At 34.8% G+C, this 15284-nt stretch carries 18 protein-coding genes and 1 rRNA gene; 2 read left to right on the top strand and 17 right to left on the bottom strand.

Annotation, left to right across the window (positions count from 1 at the left end):
* Positions 1-67 precede the first annotated feature (67 nt).
* On the bottom strand, positions 68-949 hold the full coding sequence (gene rsmA / locus JOC48_RS18000; protein ID WP_204501808.1) for a 16S rRNA (adenine(1518)-N(6)/adenine(1519)-N(6))-dimethyltransferase RsmA: 882 nt from the start codon (positions 947-949) through the stop codon (positions 68-70).
* Positions 942-1502 carry a ribonuclease M5 gene (gene rnmV / locus JOC48_RS17995; protein WP_204501807.1) on the bottom strand — a complete coding sequence of 187 codons (561 nt, stop codon included), beginning with the start codon at positions 1500-1502 and terminating at the stop codon, positions 942-944. Before rnmV ends, rsmA begins: the two co-directional genes overlap by 8 nt.
* A gap of 268 nt (positions 1503-1770) precedes the next feature.
* Here rnmV and JOC48_RS17990 point away from each other — a divergent pair, with 268 nt between their 5' ends.
* Positions 1771-2064, top strand: a complete 294-nt coding sequence (locus JOC48_RS17990) for a hypothetical protein (RefSeq protein ID WP_204501806.1) — start codon at positions 1771-1773, stop codon at positions 2062-2064.
* Between the two features lie 138 nt (positions 2065-2202).
* Here the strand turns inward: JOC48_RS17990 and JOC48_RS21610 are convergent, their stop codons facing one another.
* From JOC48_RS21610 to metG, 3 genes are all read right to left on the bottom strand, one after another.
* On the bottom strand, positions 2203-3402 hold the full coding sequence (locus JOC48_RS21610) for a G5 and 3D domain-containing protein (protein WP_204501805.1): 1200 nt from the start codon (positions 3400-3402) through the stop codon (positions 2203-2205).
* Positions 3403-3664: 262 nt separating this feature from the next.
* Positions 3665-4438, bottom strand: a complete 774-nt coding sequence (locus JOC48_RS17980; RefSeq protein WP_204501804.1) for a TatD family hydrolase — start codon at positions 4436-4438, stop codon at positions 3665-3667.
* Between the two features lie 226 nt (positions 4439-4664).
* A complete protein-coding gene (gene metG, locus JOC48_RS17975) occupies positions 4665-6611 on the bottom strand; it encodes a methionine--tRNA ligase (RefSeq protein ID WP_204501803.1) in 1947 nt (648 codons plus the stop codon).
* A gap of 417 nt (positions 6612-7028) precedes the next feature.
* Here metG and JOC48_RS17970 point away from each other — a divergent pair, with 417 nt between their 5' ends.
* A complete protein-coding gene (locus JOC48_RS17970) occupies positions 7029-7304 on the top strand; it encodes an AbrB/MazE/SpoVT family DNA-binding domain-containing protein (RefSeq protein ID WP_204501802.1) in 276 nt (91 codons plus the stop codon).
* Positions 7305-7332: 28 nt separating this feature from the next.
* Here the strand turns inward: JOC48_RS17970 and rsmI are convergent, their stop codons facing one another.
* From rsmI to rrf, 12 genes are all read right to left on the bottom strand, one after another.
* The gene (rsmI, locus tag JOC48_RS17965) at positions 7333-8217 is read right to left on the bottom strand and encodes a 16S rRNA (cytidine(1402)-2'-O)-methyltransferase (RefSeq protein ID WP_204501801.1); all 885 of its coding nucleotides are present in this window, start codon (positions 8215-8217) and stop codon (positions 7333-7335) included.
* Positions 8214-8492, bottom strand: a complete 279-nt coding sequence (locus tag JOC48_RS17960; protein ID WP_204501800.1) for a GIY-YIG nuclease family protein — start codon at positions 8490-8492, stop codon at positions 8214-8216. Before JOC48_RS17960 ends, rsmI begins: the two co-directional genes overlap by 4 nt.
* Complete coding sequence (locus JOC48_RS17955) at positions 8476-9225, bottom strand: tRNA1(Val) (adenine(37)-N6)-methyltransferase (RefSeq protein WP_204501799.1); 750 nt, start codon at positions 9223-9225, stop codon at positions 8476-8478. Before JOC48_RS17955 ends, JOC48_RS17960 begins: the two co-directional genes overlap by 17 nt.
* 112 nt (positions 9226-9337) lie before the next feature.
* Positions 9338-9685 carry a DNA replication initiation control protein YabA gene (yabA, locus tag JOC48_RS17950; RefSeq protein ID WP_204501798.1) on the bottom strand — a complete coding sequence of 116 codons (348 nt, stop codon included), beginning with the start codon at positions 9683-9685 and terminating at the stop codon, positions 9338-9340.
* A 16-nt stretch (positions 9686-9701) separates the two neighbouring features.
* Positions 9702-10529: a PSP1 domain-containing protein gene (locus JOC48_RS17945; RefSeq protein ID WP_204501797.1), complete on the bottom strand. Its 828-nt coding sequence runs from the start codon at positions 10527-10529 to the stop codon at positions 9702-9704.
* Positions 10530-10534: 5 nt separating this feature from the next.
* Complete coding sequence (gene holB, locus JOC48_RS17940; RefSeq protein ID WP_204501796.1) at positions 10535-11521, bottom strand: DNA polymerase III subunit delta'; 987 nt, start codon at positions 11519-11521, stop codon at positions 10535-10537.
* A gap of 15 nt (positions 11522-11536) precedes the next feature.
* Positions 11537-11977 (bottom strand): YaaR family protein, encoded by a 441-nt coding sequence (locus JOC48_RS17935; protein WP_204501795.1) that lies wholly within the window; start codon positions 11975-11977, stop codon positions 11537-11539.
* Between the two features lie 21 nt (positions 11978-11998).
* A complete protein-coding gene (locus JOC48_RS17930; protein ID WP_204501794.1) occupies positions 11999-12328 on the bottom strand; it encodes a cyclic-di-AMP receptor in 330 nt (109 codons plus the stop codon).
* An 84-nt stretch (positions 12329-12412) separates the two neighbouring features.
* Positions 12413-13051 (bottom strand): dTMP kinase, encoded by a 639-nt coding sequence (gene tmk, locus JOC48_RS17925; protein WP_204501793.1) that lies wholly within the window; start codon positions 13049-13051, stop codon positions 12413-12415.
* 66 nt (positions 13052-13117) lie between these two features.
* Complete coding sequence (locus JOC48_RS17920) at positions 13118-14551, bottom strand: aminotransferase class I/II-fold pyridoxal phosphate-dependent enzyme (RefSeq protein WP_204501792.1); 1434 nt, start codon at positions 14549-14551, stop codon at positions 13118-13120.
* A 214-nt stretch (positions 14552-14765) separates the two neighbouring features.
* On the bottom strand, positions 14766-14957 hold the full coding sequence (locus JOC48_RS17915) for a sigma factor G inhibitor Gin (RefSeq protein WP_204501791.1): 192 nt from the start codon (positions 14955-14957) through the stop codon (positions 14766-14768).
* A 241-nt stretch (positions 14958-15198) separates the two neighbouring features.
* Positions 15199-15284: ribosomal RNA gene (gene rrf, locus JOC48_RS17910) — 5S ribosomal RNA — on the bottom strand; the annotation flags it as partial.

Raw genomic sequence — 15284 nt, 5'->3', positions numbered from 1 at the left:
CGTTATAAAATAGCCTATGTAGAGATGACTAACGTGTTCCAATTTCTAAGAACAAACTTCTTTGCGATTATTTTACAGTTGCAGAATAGAAGGTGTTTGATAGGGTTGCAAATTCATGGATATTTAACGATTCCCCTCTCCTTCCCCCATCTATTTCTGATTCTGTTAATAATGATTCTATTTGTTGTTTCGTTAATATTGAATCAAAATGTCTTACTAAATTATTTCTTAATGTCTTCCTCCGCTGTCCAAAACACGCTTGAACAAAATCAAAGAAATACGCTTCATTTTCTACTTGGACAGGTGGTTCTTTTCTTAGCTTTAAATGAAGCACCGAGGAATCTACATTTGGTTGAGGCATAAAGACTGTTTTCGGTACATTCATCACGACACGTGCATTTGTATAATATTGAACGGCAATTGATAAAGAACCATAGCTTTTGGTGTTGGGGCTTGCAGCCATGCGGTCAGCAACTTCTTTTTGTATCATGACAGTAATGCTAGAGATAGGTAATCGATCCATTAACAGCTTCATTAGTATCGGAGTTGTTATATAGTATGGTAAATTTGCAACTATTTTTACTTCCTGATCCTCTTTAAAATGTGTGGTAATGATACTCTTAATATCGGCCTTTAAAACATCTTCGTTTATGATTTCAATATTAGGATAATTGCTTAATGTTTCTTGTAAAATCGGTACTAATCGTTGATCAATTTCAAATGCTACTACTTTATCAGAATGAATAGCTAACTGCTCTGTTAAAGCTCCCATTCCAGGACCAATTTCGATTGATGCTGTATCTTTATTAATTTCTGCATATCCAATAATTTTTTCCAATATGTTTACATCAATTAAAAAATTTTGACCTAAGCTTTTTTTAAAAGAAAACCCGAATTTTTCTAAAATCTCTTTTGTACGCTTAGCCGTTGCTATTGCTTTATTACTCATCTTGTTCCTCCTGTATGATGGACTTGATAGTAGATTCAAACGTCTCTTTCGTTATTTGAAACATATTTAATCGCTTTAGCAGTTGTTTTCCATTTGCATAACCAATTCTCAGTCGCATTCCCAACTTCTCTCTTCTAGCTTTAGCTCTTATCCCACCTAACAAACCATAACTTAAAAGATCTTCCCTTGTTATTTCTCCTTCAACCTCAGTAACTAACTCATACACACTTGATAAAGCTTTCTTTATTGCCTCTACAGAAGCATGTTCAATTCCAATCCCTTTATCATATTTCCCTTTAGCCTCTAACTTTGTTAAAAAGGCATGCTTACAATCTGGGATTGCATTAGATACAATATGTCTTATTCTTTGTCCGGGGTAGTCTGGGTCAGTAAAAACGATGACTCCTCTTTTTTCATTTGCATGCTTAATCTGATTTATAATTTCCTTGTTTATTGCAGAACCATTTGTTTCAATTGTATCAGCATCAACAGCTTGTTTAATTTTTGCTGTATCGTCTTTTCCTTCCACTACAATTATTTCTTTTATTTTCAATCAATGAATCCTCCGTTTTATTGTAAAATGCATCATTACACTTTTTATATTTTTACCAATTCACACTATTCCTACTAACTATATGGTAGAGGATTTTAATTTTCAACTATATTTACAAAAATGCATGACCTAATGTTCATGTTGTTATATTCTTCAAACATTTATCTTGATGTAGAGAACCATCCATATGAAGGACCAGAAATAAAGATGTCTTCTATGCACTGCATATTGATGAAATGCATAAGAATAATAATGGTGGTGATCACGAATGAAGGTAACATGTAAGGAAGGATGTCAAAAGGAATTTGAGATAAAAGAACTAAAGAAAGAGGATATTAAAGTTTCAGGTCAAAACATAGAACGATACTACATCGAATGTCCTGAATGTAAAAAAGAATATAAGTCTTTTTATATGAATGATGATATCAAGTCCATTCAAAAACAAATACGTACCCTCAAAAATAAGTACCCACTTAAAGAAAAACAAAAGAAAAAACTAGCTAAATTAAACAGAAAGATTGAGTATTTATCTAAACAATTGAAGAAAGAAATCGAAGAGTGATGTAATGGAATGAACACCAATAATACGATAAATACAAACGTGATAAAAAAAGTCCCAGTCATTTTACAAAAGCACGCATGGGAATGCCAATCTAAAGACAAAAAAACGAGCATTACGCTCGTTTTTTAGATATTGTTCTTATTCAAGTATTTTTACCTGTACTTTCTTTCGACCATAGCTTCTCGCTTGACCCATTGTAGGTAAGTGAACATCTATTCTATTCCCTTTAATCGCCCCACCAGTATCTCTTGCAACAGCATAGCCATAGCCCTCAACCCAAACCCTTGTTCCCAAGGGGATTACATTTGGGTCAACGGCAATGACTCCGTTTGGATTTGCCTTTACATTATAACCAGTAGCTGTTCTTCCTGTACCACTACAGGTTGCACAATTCCAATTATAAGCAGTTGCCTCCATGTACAATGTTTCAACAACCTTATCGTCACCACGGGAAACAGTAGTTGCAGCTGTATTTTGAATGACTTTAGTACCAACAGCTACAATCCGCTTTTCACTATCTTGCTTAACCTCTTCTTTGATTAACTCTCGAGATACTTCTTCCCCATTCTCAAGTGTAACCTCATAATGTTTGGCGACAACACCTTCTTTTCCAGGTGAAACAACTTTTCGTTTTCCCTTTTCAAGCGTATGGTCATTTCTAGTGATAACGGAATAATCTTTTTGCTCTTCAACGATATCAGTAACCTTTTCAACTCTTGTGATTGTTATCGTTGTATCACTAGAAAGGCTAGCAGCTGTATTTGGTTCTAGTCGGTCCAATTCATTCAGCTCTACTTGTTGATCCTTTAATAAACCTCCAACAGTTCCTCCCGTTGTCCATACCTGCTTCTCTTGACCACCATCGTTCACAGTTACTTGAAATGCCTTTTTGATGTTTATAACAAGGCCATTCTCCAAACTTTCATCCTTTTTTACTGACATTTCATCATGCTCGTTAAGGTCAAAATCATTTTCCTTCAAAAATTCTCCCACAGTTTCCGCCGTGGAATAATAATCCTGATCATTTCCATCTATCGATACAGTAATTTGTTTTGCTTGTTCAAAATATATTTCCATTTCAGAAGTTATTTCGTCATCCTTTGAATGTGAAAGCTTATCATGCTCTGTTGCCTCAATATTTAAGTTAGCTAATACTTCCCCAACTGTTTTGGCATGCGTACGAATAGTAGTAACCTCTCCATTGTTATTAACAGTTACTTGTGCTTTTGTCATTTCATATGAAACAACACCCACAAACGCAGCAAATGCAATAATCGTAACAACAGATATAACCACTTTTTTCTTCATTACCGACAATAGCTTTGAAAAGATTTTCATGCTCTTTTGCCTCCTTATATCCGTCGTTGTATTATATATACATTTTTTTCGGGCTGTCAATTGTAATCTAGGACAACCAAATTAGAAGAAAGCCTTGATAACAAAGGGGATATTGCCATTTTCAATAAAATATTTCAATTATATTAAAAATACATTACAGTGTTAACGGATAATTATTTGACTTTTCTATGAATCAAAAAAAATAACAGTATAAGTGCGTTATACTGCTATCATTTATATTACTAAGGCACTGGATCGATGCCTAATTCTGTTCTATACCAAAAAATCTAAAGGCATTATTTGTTGTTGCATGACTTATTTCCTCAAAGGAACTATTTCTTAATTCTGCAATTTTTTCAGCAATTAATTTAACATATGCAGGTTCATTTCTTTTTCCTCGATTCGGATGTGGTGCAAGAAAAGGACAATCTGTCTCTATTAGTAATCGTTCTAACGGAACCATTTGAGCTACTTCCTTTGGTAACGTTGCATTTTTAAAGGTAACCGGACCTCCCAATGAAATATAAAAATTCATATCTAAAAATGTTTGAACGTACGTTGCAGAATCATTGTAGCAATGCATGATTCCCCCTACGGTTTCTGCCTTTTCTTCCTGTAGCACCTGGATAATATCTTCTGTTGCTTCTCGATTATGGATAATAATCGGCATATTAATTTTTTTTGCCAACTGTATTTGTCTGCGAAATACCTCTTTCTGTACATCCTTTGGGGACTTGTCCCAATAATAATCCAAACCCATTTCCCCTAAAGCAACCACTTTTGGATGCTCGGACAATTCTTCTATCCAGTTTAATTCTTTATCCGTCATATCGATAGCGTCAACAGGGTGCCATCCAACTGCTGCATAAATGTAGGAATATTTTTCAGCAAGTGCTATCGCCTTTGGTATTGTTTCATGGTCAAAGCCTACAACAACCATATAGTCTACCCCGGCATCACCGGCACGGTTAATAACTTCCTCTAAATCTTCATTGAAATGACTTACATTCAAGTGAACATGTGTATCAAATAACAAAATTATCCCTCCTAATTTATAGGCTCTGTTAAAGGATAGTGTTGAGATTCATCATAATTTTTCACCAAAAATCAACACTGAACTTTAACACAGCCAATTTATAAAAAAACTGGTATCCTACAAACTTCGACTAATTGTACAAACTTTGAATCTGATACTCTCAAAGGAAAAGCAGGTAAATGTTAGATCTAACTAGTAGACCTAATAAGTTACCTGCTTTCATTCATTATCTTACCGTTGATCCATTAGGTAAATCTTGTTCGACAGTAGCCAATGCTAACTTTCCTGATTCATCTTCTCCTGATAGAATCATTCCTTGTGATAATTCCCCTCTAAGTTTTACTGGCTTTAGATTTGTTACACAAATCACCTTTTTACCTACAAGATCATCTGCTTGATAATGTTCTGCAATACCGGAAATCACTTGGCGCTTCTCATTACCCAGGTCCAGCTGTAATTTCAACAATTTATCTGCTTTTTTTACCTTTTCAGCTTTTACAACTTCCGCAACTCTAAGATCCAGCTTCATAAAATCATCAAACGTTATTTCATCTACTTCGGAATTTTTCTTGTCATTTTCTTCTTGCGTTGGATTTTTCATCATTGCTTTTATTGTCTTCACTTCTTCTTCAACATCTAATCTAGGAAAGATTGGATCCTTTTTTGTTACAACGGCACCTTCGGAAACTCCCATTTTATTTAAGCTTTCCCATGTTTTATCCGCTTCATCTTTCACACCTATTTGTTCAAAAATATTTGCCGGTGTCTGCGTTAAGAACGGTTGTAATAGAATTGCAATTCGACGAAGTGAATCAACAAGATGTGCCATTACATTTCCTAATCGTTCCCTATTGCTATCATCTTTTGCCAATATCCATGGCTGCGTCTCATCTATATATTTATTTGTTCTGCTAATGTATTGCCAAATGGTTGTTAATGCGACAGAGAATCCCATATTATCTAAAGAATCTTCCACCTTCGCAACCGTTTCTTTTCCAAGAGCTTCTAATTGAGCATCAAATTCATCCTCAGATGCCTTAAATGCAGGAATTTTTCCTTCAAAATATTTTTCGATCATCGCTACAGTACGGTTTAATAAGTTACCTAAATCGTTGGCTAAATCGAAATTTGTTCGTTCTACAAAACCTTCTGGTGTAAAAACTCCATCCGAACCAAAAGGAACTTCACGAAGTAAATAATAACGAAGTGCATCCAGACCATACCGATTCGTTAATGAGATAGGATCCACAACGTTGCCTTTTGATTTCGACATTTTTCCATCTTTCATTAAAATCCATCCATGGGCAAATACTTGTTTTGGAAGTGGCAAATCTAAAGCCATTAACATAATTGGCCAATAAATCGTGTGGAATCTTACAATTTCCTTACTCATTAAATGAACATCCGCTGGCCAATACTTTTGATAACGCTCATCCTCTTCCGTTCCATATCCTAATGCAGTGATATAATTGGACAATGCATCAATCCACACATAGATCACATGTTTAGGGTTTCCTGGTACTTTAATTCCCCAATCAAATGTCGTCCGGGATACTGCCAAATCCTCAAGTCCAGGTTTAATAAAATTATTAATCATCTCATTCTTTCTACTTTCTGGTTGAATAAATTGAGGATTTTCATCATAAAATTCAAGTAGTCGATCAACATATTTACTCATTTTGAAAAAGTATGATTCTTCTTTCACTTTTTCAACAGGTCCTCCGCAATCTGGACAGTTTCCGTTTTCCAATTGTCTCTCTGTAAAAAAAGACTCACAAGATGTACAGTACATACCTTCATACTCATCTAAATAAATATCACCTTGCTCTAGTAATTGCGCAAATATTTTTTCAACGATTTTTTTGTGTCTATCTTCTGTTGTTCGAATGAAATCTACATACGAGATATCAAGCTTTTCCCATAAATCTTTAATACCACTAACAATCTCATCAACATAAGCCTGAGGTTGTACACCTTTCTCATCTGCTTTTTTTTGTATTTTTTGACCATGCTCGTCGGTTCCTGTTAAATACATAACATCATAGCCTCTTAATCGCTTATACCTAGCCATTGCATCCCCAGCCACCGTTGTATATGCATGACCAATGTGTAAATTACCGCTTGGGTAATAGATTGGTGTTGTGATATAAAACGATTTCTTTTCCTTTGACATATTTTACCTCCTCTTTATGTATCAAACAAACATCTTTAGCGGATTCATTTCATCATTTCAGTTAAGATATTCTGTATTTATTGTAGCGATTTTATTATCATTTTTCCATTTATTAAGCAAAAACAAACCTAATTCACTAATTGTGTAAAACTATATCGATTCCCGCTATTAGTGTCAAGGTAAGCTTCCTTTCAAGACGTAATCTATGTCGATTATTGTCGTTTTGCGCAAACAAAAAAATCAAGCATAGGAAAGTAGTTCAAATTTTGTATCGATAATCACTGTTTAAATCGAATAACTTTCCTGAATTCGTGAAAAAATAAGAAAATCGTTTGACATATATGGCAAACAATGGTAAACTACAAATAGGATATGTCGAATATTGACGAGACACCTTGACGGAGGGAGGGGACCATTATGAAATCCACAGGGATTGTACGTAAGGTTGATGAATTGGGCCGCGTAGTTATTCCGATTGAGCTTCGTCGTACATTAGGGATTAACGAGAAAGATTCCTTAGAAATTTATGTAGACGATGATCGTATCATTCTAAAAAAATATAAACCAAATATGACTTGCCATATTACCGGTGAAATTTCTGATAACAACCTTTCACTTGCAAACGGTAGAATTGTACTAAGTCAAGAAGGTGCAAAAGCTTTAGTTGATGAAATTCAATCTCGTATAAAATAATAATCAATAACCTTCGCAATTGCGAAGGTTATTTTTTTGAGTGAATATGATACGTTTGATAGACTTCCCTTTTCGGAAGGTTTCTTTCTTCTGCAACTTTTTTAATGGCATCTTTACTTTTCATATCCTTGATTTCTACATAGTGGTTAACATGTTGGTTGATTGAAAGGTTTGTCCACCAAGAATCTTGTTCTAATTCATCACCATTATTTCCATCGACAATGATACAAAATTCCCCTTTTATATTACCCGTACTAGCCCAGTTTAAAACTTCTGAAATGGAGCCTCTCACATATTCTTCAAACTTTTTCGTCAATTCACGTGCTAAAGCAATTTGCCGATTGCCTAACTTTGTATGAAGAAATTCTAATGTTTCTATAATGCGGTGCGGAGATTCATAAAACAAAAGCGTTGCCTTGATTGTCTTTAAGCGCTCCAGTTCGTTCTCTTTATCCTTTTTCTTTCTTGGTAAAAATCCATAAAAATAAAACTCATTCGTAGGTAAACCTGATCCAACTAATGCACAAAGAGCAGCACTCGCTCCAGGTAAAACAATGACAGGAATATCTTCCTCGACACACGCCTTCACAATATCATAACCAGGATCAGAGATTGCTGGCATGCCTGCATCACTTACCAAGGAAATATTTTTTCCTTGTTTTAATAATTCGATTAACTTATTTTCCCGCATTTGTTTATTATGCTCATGATAACTAATCAATTGCTTATCTATTTCAAAGTAATGTAATAATTTTTTGGTATTTCTTGTATCCTCAGCTGCAATTATCTCTACAGCTTTTAGTGTATTCAAAGCTCGGATTGTAATATCCTCCAGGTTACCAATTGGAGTAGGGACTACATATAATAATCCAACTGTATCCACTTGTTTTTGAAAACTACTTTGTGTCTTCATGAACTTTTTATCCCTTCTTGATAGGTTTGCACTAATTGTTCTTTTTGCTTTCTTCCTAACTGTTTAATTTGATATTCTGCTTGCATTGCTTCCTCTTTCGTAGGAAACGTTTGATAATAAACAAGCTGAAAAGGTCCTCTTCCTCTCGTATATTTTGCACCTTTCCCACTATCATGCATGACCATTCTTCGATTCAAATTATTTGTATATCCTGTATAAAAGGTACCATCCTTACACTTTAAAATATACACATAATATTTAGGTTGCTCTTCCATATAATATCTCCTCTAGTTCTTTGGAATAAGTACCATTATCATCAAATGCATAAAGTGGTGGTAGCAATTTCAAATCCGCTCCACCGTCCCGGACACCTTCCACTAACACCATATTTGCTTCCTTGCCAATTTTTGGATGAACAAACCTCATCCGTTTAGGTTCCAATTTATATTTTTTAAACAAAGTAATAATTTCAACTAATCGGCCTGGTCGATGAACCATCGAAACTTTTCCACCTGACCGGACTAATTTACTACACGCTAGGACAACATCCTCAAGGGTACAAGAAATTTCATGTCGTGCAATCGTTAAGTAATCATTTTGATTTTGCTCTCTTTTATTTGGTGTTTTAAAATAAGGTGGGTTTACCGTTACTACATCAAATTTATTATTCCCATACCGCTTTGGCATTTCTTTTAAATCTCCATGCACCACTTCTAGTTGATCTTCCAAATGATTTATTTGTATATTCCTTACTGCCATATCATATAATCGTTCCTGAATTTCAACACCCGTTATCTTCGCCTTAGACCTTCTGCTTATTAACAGCGGAACAACACCATTTCCAGTGCAAAGATCAAGAACTTTCCCTCGTTTAATCGGAACATAAGTAAAATCAGCTAGTAAAACTGCATCCAATGAAAAAGCAAAAACAGTAGGGCTTTGAATAATACGCATATTTTCTTCTGCTAATAAATAATCCAGTCTTTCATCGCCTTTTAAATCAACCATCCATTCTCCCTCTTCCGTCAACAATTCCTATTAAAGAAGGACTGACTCTGTAGAGCATGTACAAATGTACAAGCCTCGAAAATCAGTCCTTCGTATAATTAATCTTCTCTATTTATTTCGTTTTATTTAAAAATAATAAACAAAACAAACAATCTTCATCTTTCCGAGGGCTGCCGAAATGAACATTACAAATATGAAATCCTTCTTCGTATAACCTTGCTAAATTGTCATAACCCTCGCCGACTGTAACGTCCTTATCGGCACCACCATCTGAATTCGATTGATTTTCATCATTACTTCCTTCCAACCGATTTCTAAGATGATGATTTTCAACAGCAAGCCTGTGATTCTCTTCTAACAGCTCACTTAGATGGTTTTTCAAATCACCTAATTGCTGATAAAGTTGTCCAATCTGTTCTTCCATATATGAAACTTGTTCAAATACTTCTTTTTTTTTCACGCTAATCCCCACCCCATTATTCCGTGGCTTGCGTATTGATAACTCCCTCATTGATAAGCTCGTCCAGCGTATACTCAATTACCCGTTCTTTTTCGGGAATTTCTATTTGAATCATACGTTCTAATATATTTAGGCCAACCACTTTACCTGATCCATATGGTGTATTCATTTCCTCACCTAAATCAGGAAGCTCTTTCTTTGCTGTCTCATAGTCATCATTCTCATATTTTAGACAACACATCAATCGACCACACAGACCAGAAATTTTTGCTGGATTTAAAGATAAGTTTTGATCCTTTGCCATTTTAATAGACACTGGTTCAAAATCACCTAAAAATGTAGAACAACAAAGCATTCTTCCACAAGGACCAATTCCTCCTAATAATTTTGCTTCGTCTCTGACACCAATTTGGCGAAGTTCTATCCTTGTTTTAAAAACAGAAGCTAAATCTTTCACCAAATCTCTAAAATCCACTCGACCCTCAGCGGTAAAGTAAAAAATAACTTTATTCCGGTCAAACGTATATTCTACTTCAACTAAGTTCATATCTAAATCATGTTCTCTAATTTTTTCTTGGCAAACACGATAAGCTTCTTTAGCGTTCTCTTGATTCTCAGCTACAGATAACTTATCTTTTTCAGTAGCAAGTCGAATCACTTTCTTTAATGGAAGAACAACATCTTCTTCATCCACTTTTTTATTTGAAATGACCACTTTGCCAAATTCGATTCCCCTTACTGTTTCCACAATAACGTAATCATCTTTAGCAATGGTAATATCACCAGGGTCAAAATAATAAATTTTACCCGCTTTTTTAAAACGGACACCAATTACTTCTATCATCTATTTCACCTCTGTATTTGAAGTGTTAGCTGCTCCATTACTAAAGTAGGATGGACATTTTGATTTAGTTTTCGTTTGGCTTCCAAAATAGCATATAACACATTTGTCGCATGCTGCTTCGACCATTTTAATGATGCTTCCACTATTTTTTCTTTATCACTATCAAAAATAATCGCCTCTTCATTTCCAATAGAATGATAAACAATATCTTTAAACCAAACCATTAATAAATCTAATCCTCTATGCAGTTGATCTCTATCCTTAAAATGAGGCATCCATCTATTATTAATATAGAGCAATGCTTCATCCGGTTTTGTTTGGAATACTTCTATTAATTGTACCACTATTTTTCTAGCATTAGCAAACCACTCATCATTATTTATTTCAATTGCCTCGGTAATATTATTTGTCAAAGTTGCCAATAATTTAGCATTGGATCCAGATATTCCCTCCTGTTGTAACTTTTTTTGGAGGTTATTTGGGTTTAATGGTTGTAATGCCATTGTCTGACACCGGGAACGAATCGTTTGTAACATAGCTTGACTGTTCTCTGTTAATAACATTGCAGTTGTTAATTTACTCGGTTCTTCTAAAAATTTAAGCAGACGATTAGAAGCATTTGTAGTCATCTTATCTGCATCAACAATAATATACACTTTACGGTTTGATTCTAATCCAGTATAAGTAAATTCCTTCTGTAGATGTAAAATTTGTTCCTTTTTGATCGATTGACCTTCAGGTATAATTTGATGAACATCAGGATGATTACCTGTTTCAATTCGTTGACATTCCTTACATTGGTTACAAGGCTCAGCTGATTGTCTATTTCTACAGAAGATGCTTTTCGCGAATAATATACTTAATGCATATTTCCCTGTTCCTTTGGCTCCTTGAAAAAGATAGGCATGTGAAATACGATCCCTTTCTATACTATTCCTTAACATTTTACTAACTAATGGTTGAATAGTAGACAACTCTGTCCATGTTTTCATATCAAAACGTCCTTTTTACGTGTATAAATTAATTAATAATCCCTTAATTTCCCCGATTGTATCTAGTACCGTAATTGATTTTTTCTCTTGATTTAATAATAAGTCAGTTAACTCTAATAACCGTTGATCGATTTGTTCAACAATGGTAAGTTTTCGATTGTTGCGTTCCATATTCCAACTATGCCCGTGTTTTAAGTTCATTCCATGCTTAACAGCTTCTTCAACAAAGCCCTTTACCATTCGTTTATACCGCGCTAAATCCTTAAATGAACGATGTCTTACTACCTTTTCTCCTTGCACCGATATTTGTTGAAGAAGTTGCTCTAAGGCTTGTCCTTTCATTTTTTGTGTATGCGAAGCCATAACAGAATCAAAGGATGATAAGGGGCTTTTGGGAAACAGTTGCCGTTTTTGTGCTATATCCATTTGGGAACGCAATTCCTGATTTATCTTCATCTTTCTAGCCCCTTTACTAACTTAAAATTGAAAGAAAGAATCAACAGGAACGACAAATACAGTAGCTCCTCCAACTTCAACATTAATTGGTCTCGGAATATAGGAATCTGCGTTTCCACCCATTGGTGAAATAGGAGCAACCATCTGTTCTCTTTGACTGCAGTTTTCCTTTATGATTCCCAAGGCATCGTCCACTTCATCATCCTCGCACCCAATCATTAACGTTGTATTTCCTTCTTTTAAGAATCCACCTGTTGTCGATAATTTTGTTGTTTTAAACTCTTTTTCACCTAGTGCATCAGTCAAACGATTGCTATCCTTGTCCTGAACAACCGCTAAAATTAGTTTCAATTTTCTTCCTCCTCATTGGTCTATATTATTATTATATTCAACTATCTTCATTAATGTTATAGCAAACGAGTGCATCTTAGGTGATTATTGTTTTTTTTCATGAATAAACGTACTAATTTTTTCATACGCAAGTGCCTCTACTTCAGCTAAACTTAAGCTTGCATCAATTTTATATATTCGTTCAGGGAACTTATCAAGTAACAATTGATAGGCTTCGTAAACTTTTTCATGAAAATGTAGTTTTTCTAAGTCCAAGCGATTTTGCTCTCTCTCTTTATTTGCAGTAATTCGATTTAATCCTTCTTCTGGTATTATATCAAAAAAAAGCGTAATATCCGGCATACATCCTTCAATTGCAAATTCATTTACATGGTATATTTCGTCTATTCCTAGTTCCCTTGCATATCCTTGATAGGCTAAGCTGCTGTCTATAAAACGATCACATAAAACAACCTTCCCCTGATCTAATGCGGGGAGCACTTTTTCTACTAGATGCTGACGTCTGGCTGCAGCATATAGTAAAGCCTCTGTCCGCGGATCCATTTTAGTATGAGATCGATCTAATATTATTTGCCTAATCTTCTCTGCAATTTCAATCCCACCTGGTTCACGGGTTGCAATAACTTCAAAGCCTTGATTACTTAGCTTATCTGAAATTGCTTGCAGTATGGAGGTTTTTCCTGCACCCTCCCCACCCTCAAACGTTATAAAATAACCTGTCACCATTCATTCTCCTTAAAAACATTTTTAGAAAAAAATGCTATAAAATTAATAATTTGTAAAGTGTGATTAAGGTAAAAATACCTTGATTCCATCCTTAATTTTTGGATTTTGAAAATGAATACCCTGCTCCATTAAGTTGTGGAACATTTTTATATGATTTTTTGTCACTACCTCCCCCTTAACGATCATAGGTATCCCCGGTGGATAAGGTATTATTGCCTCGGCTGCTATATGATTTTCTAATACATCCCAGCTCATTTGCTTAACCTGTCTTCTTTTCATTTCTTCATAGGAAAGAGGTAATTTTTTAATTTTTTCTATAAATAACTGATTCTCACTATCTATTGTAGCACTTCTAGCCTTTAATTTTAATTGTTGGTTTATTATTTCTACTATATGATTTATACGATCAAAATCATGCAAGGGAGCTAGTCCATGAACAAACAAAATTTGTTTGTCTGACCATAACTCTGGATATACACCTTCACTTTCTAAAAAAGCAACAATTGTTGATACATCTGCATTTTGTTTTACTTGAAGCGTTATTTTTAAAGGGTCATCTATTCCCATTTCAGGATGTAGAACATCCCAGAGACTGCAGTTATTTAGATAGTGTCTTAATTCCCTAGCACTATTCTCAACTTTCATAATATCCGCTTTTGTTAGGCCTTCCAAATAATATCTCGCCAAATCAAGACTTGCTAGTAATGGATAAGAAGGACTACTAGATTGAAGCGTTTGTAAGTAAAATTCGATGTGGTTTGTTTGCACAATGGATGATTTGATATGTAAATAGGAAGCCATCGTCATAGCTGGAGCCATCTTATGTGCGGATTGAACAACGACGTCTGCTCCAAGTTTTAAAGCTGATGGTGGAAAATTCCCATCTAGAGAAAAATGAACACCATGCGCTTCATCCACTAATACTGGAATATGATAGGAATGGGCAATATCAATCATTTCTTTAATCGGATAAGCTCTTCCATAATAATCAGGGTATGTTAGGATAAGTGCCTTACTATCCGGATTAGACTTCACCGCTTTTTTTACCGTGTCAACACTAGGTGCTATATATCGGTTAACCCTCTCCTCAAATTCAGGTGTTAAAAATATCGGCTTTGCTCCACTTAGCTCTAATCCATTCATGATAGATTTATGACTATTACGCTGAACAAGAACTTTATCACCTGCCGAACACCTAGCTAAAATCATAGCCAAATTACCAACCGTGCTCCCTCCAACTAAAAAATATGTATTGTTTGATCCAAACCATTTTGATGCCAGGTTCTGTGCTTCATCAATAACACCGGAAGATGCATGCAAATCATCCAAACCAGTTAATTCTGTAAGATCGATCGGTAAAATAGGTTCAAAGTATTTTCTCCCTATGTCAGGAAACACCATCCCACTTTTATGGCCTGGGACATGAAAGGATATTGGCTTTGCCTGTGCAAACTGTTGTAGCTTCGCAAACAGAGGGGCTTCATTAACTTTTTTCATATATACTGGCCTACCTTTTACTTATCTTAAATGTTATGAATCTAATCATACATGATTGTGAGAAAACTTGGCTAGCTCCACGATTTTTGTCGCTAATATTAAACTCTTATTGATTAATAAAAATATCCCCCTTATCGCTAGGGGGAAACGATAAAGGGGTTTTATATTCAACAACATCCATTATTACTATATATAATGACTTAATGAACAACCTTTATGAGTATAAAGTTGGTTGATTAACCCGTTTAAGTTTATTTACATAGTGCTTATATTTTTCTTCCTTAGGCTCTGTCTGTACAATTTTTTGTTCACAGTCACTACAAATAAATAGATTATATAAATGAATTCCTTTATCTTTATCTTCATTACAAATTCCACAAATTTCCTTCAATTCCATCGACTCCATTTTTTCTCCACCTCCGTTAGCTTAGTTTCTCCTAATCTAACGAAAACTATACATAAAACTTTTAAAATAGCTTTATTTTATTCTATGAAAAAGCTACATATTTCTTGTTTGTACAGTTAAAAATTTGGTTGTACTTATTTACCTGACAAGTATTGTCGCTAATTTAAGAGGTATGATTTATTAATGTAAACAAAAAAATAACCCAGAAAAGCAAAAGCTTCACTGGGTTATTTTTCATATTGCCTGGCGACGTCCTACTCTCGCAGGGGCAAAGCCCCAACTACCATTGGCGCTGGAGAGCTTAACTACTGTGTTCGGCATGGGAAC

The sequence above is a fragment of the Aquibacillus albus genome, from assembly GCF_016908325.1.
Lineage (GTDB): Bacteria > Bacillota > Bacilli > Bacillales > Amphibacillaceae > Aquibacillus_A > Aquibacillus_A albus.
This window is presented reverse-complemented; position numbering and strand designations above follow the sequence as displayed.

Bases quoted from the DNA above. Each gene is read 5' to 3' on its own strand.
- rsmA (WP_204501808.1), bottom strand. From the start codon at position 949: ATGAGTAATAAAGCAATAGCAACGGCTAAGCGTACAAAAGAGATTTTA.
- JOC48_RS17990 (WP_204501806.1), top strand. From the start codon at position 1,771: ATGAAGGTAACATGTAAGGAAGGATGTCAAAAGGAATTTGAGATAAAA.
- JOC48_RS21610 (WP_204501805.1), bottom strand. From the start codon at position 3,402: ATGAAAATCTTTTCAAAGCTATTGTCGGTAATGAAGAAAAAAGTGGTT.
- metG (WP_204501803.1), bottom strand. From the start codon at position 6,611: ATGTCAAAGGAAAAGAAATCGTTTTATATCACAACACCAATCTATTAC.
- JOC48_RS17970 (WP_204501802.1), top strand. From the start codon at position 7,029: ATGAAATCCACAGGGATTGTACGTAAGGTTGATGAATTGGGCCGCGTA.
- rsmI (WP_204501801.1), bottom strand. From the start codon at position 8,217: ATGAAGACACAAAGTAGTTTTCAAAAACAAGTGGATACAGTTGGATTA.
- JOC48_RS17960 (WP_204501800.1), bottom strand. From the start codon at position 8,492: ATGGAAGAGCAACCTAAATATTATGTGTATATTTTAAAGTGTAAGGAT.
- JOC48_RS17955 (WP_204501799.1), bottom strand. From the start codon at position 9,225: ATGGTTGATTTAAAAGGCGATGAAAGACTGGATTATTTATTAGCAGAA.
- JOC48_RS17945 (WP_204501797.1), bottom strand. From the start codon at position 10,529: ATGATAGAAGTAATTGGTGTCCGTTTTAAAAAAGCGGGTAAAATTTAT.
- holB (WP_204501796.1), bottom strand. From the start codon at position 11,521: ATGAAAACATGGACAGAGTTGTCTACTATTCAACCATTAGTTAGTAAA.
- JOC48_RS17935 (WP_204501795.1), bottom strand. From the start codon at position 11,977: ATGAAGATAAATCAGGAATTGCGTTCCCAAATGGATATAGCACAAAAA.
- JOC48_RS17920 (WP_204501792.1), bottom strand. From the start codon at position 14,551: ATGAAAAAAGTTAATGAAGCCCCTCTGTTTGCGAAGCTACAACAGTTT.
- JOC48_RS17915 (WP_204501791.1), bottom strand. From the start codon at position 14,957: ATGGAGTCGATGGAATTGAAGGAAATTTGTGGAATTTGTAATGAAGAT.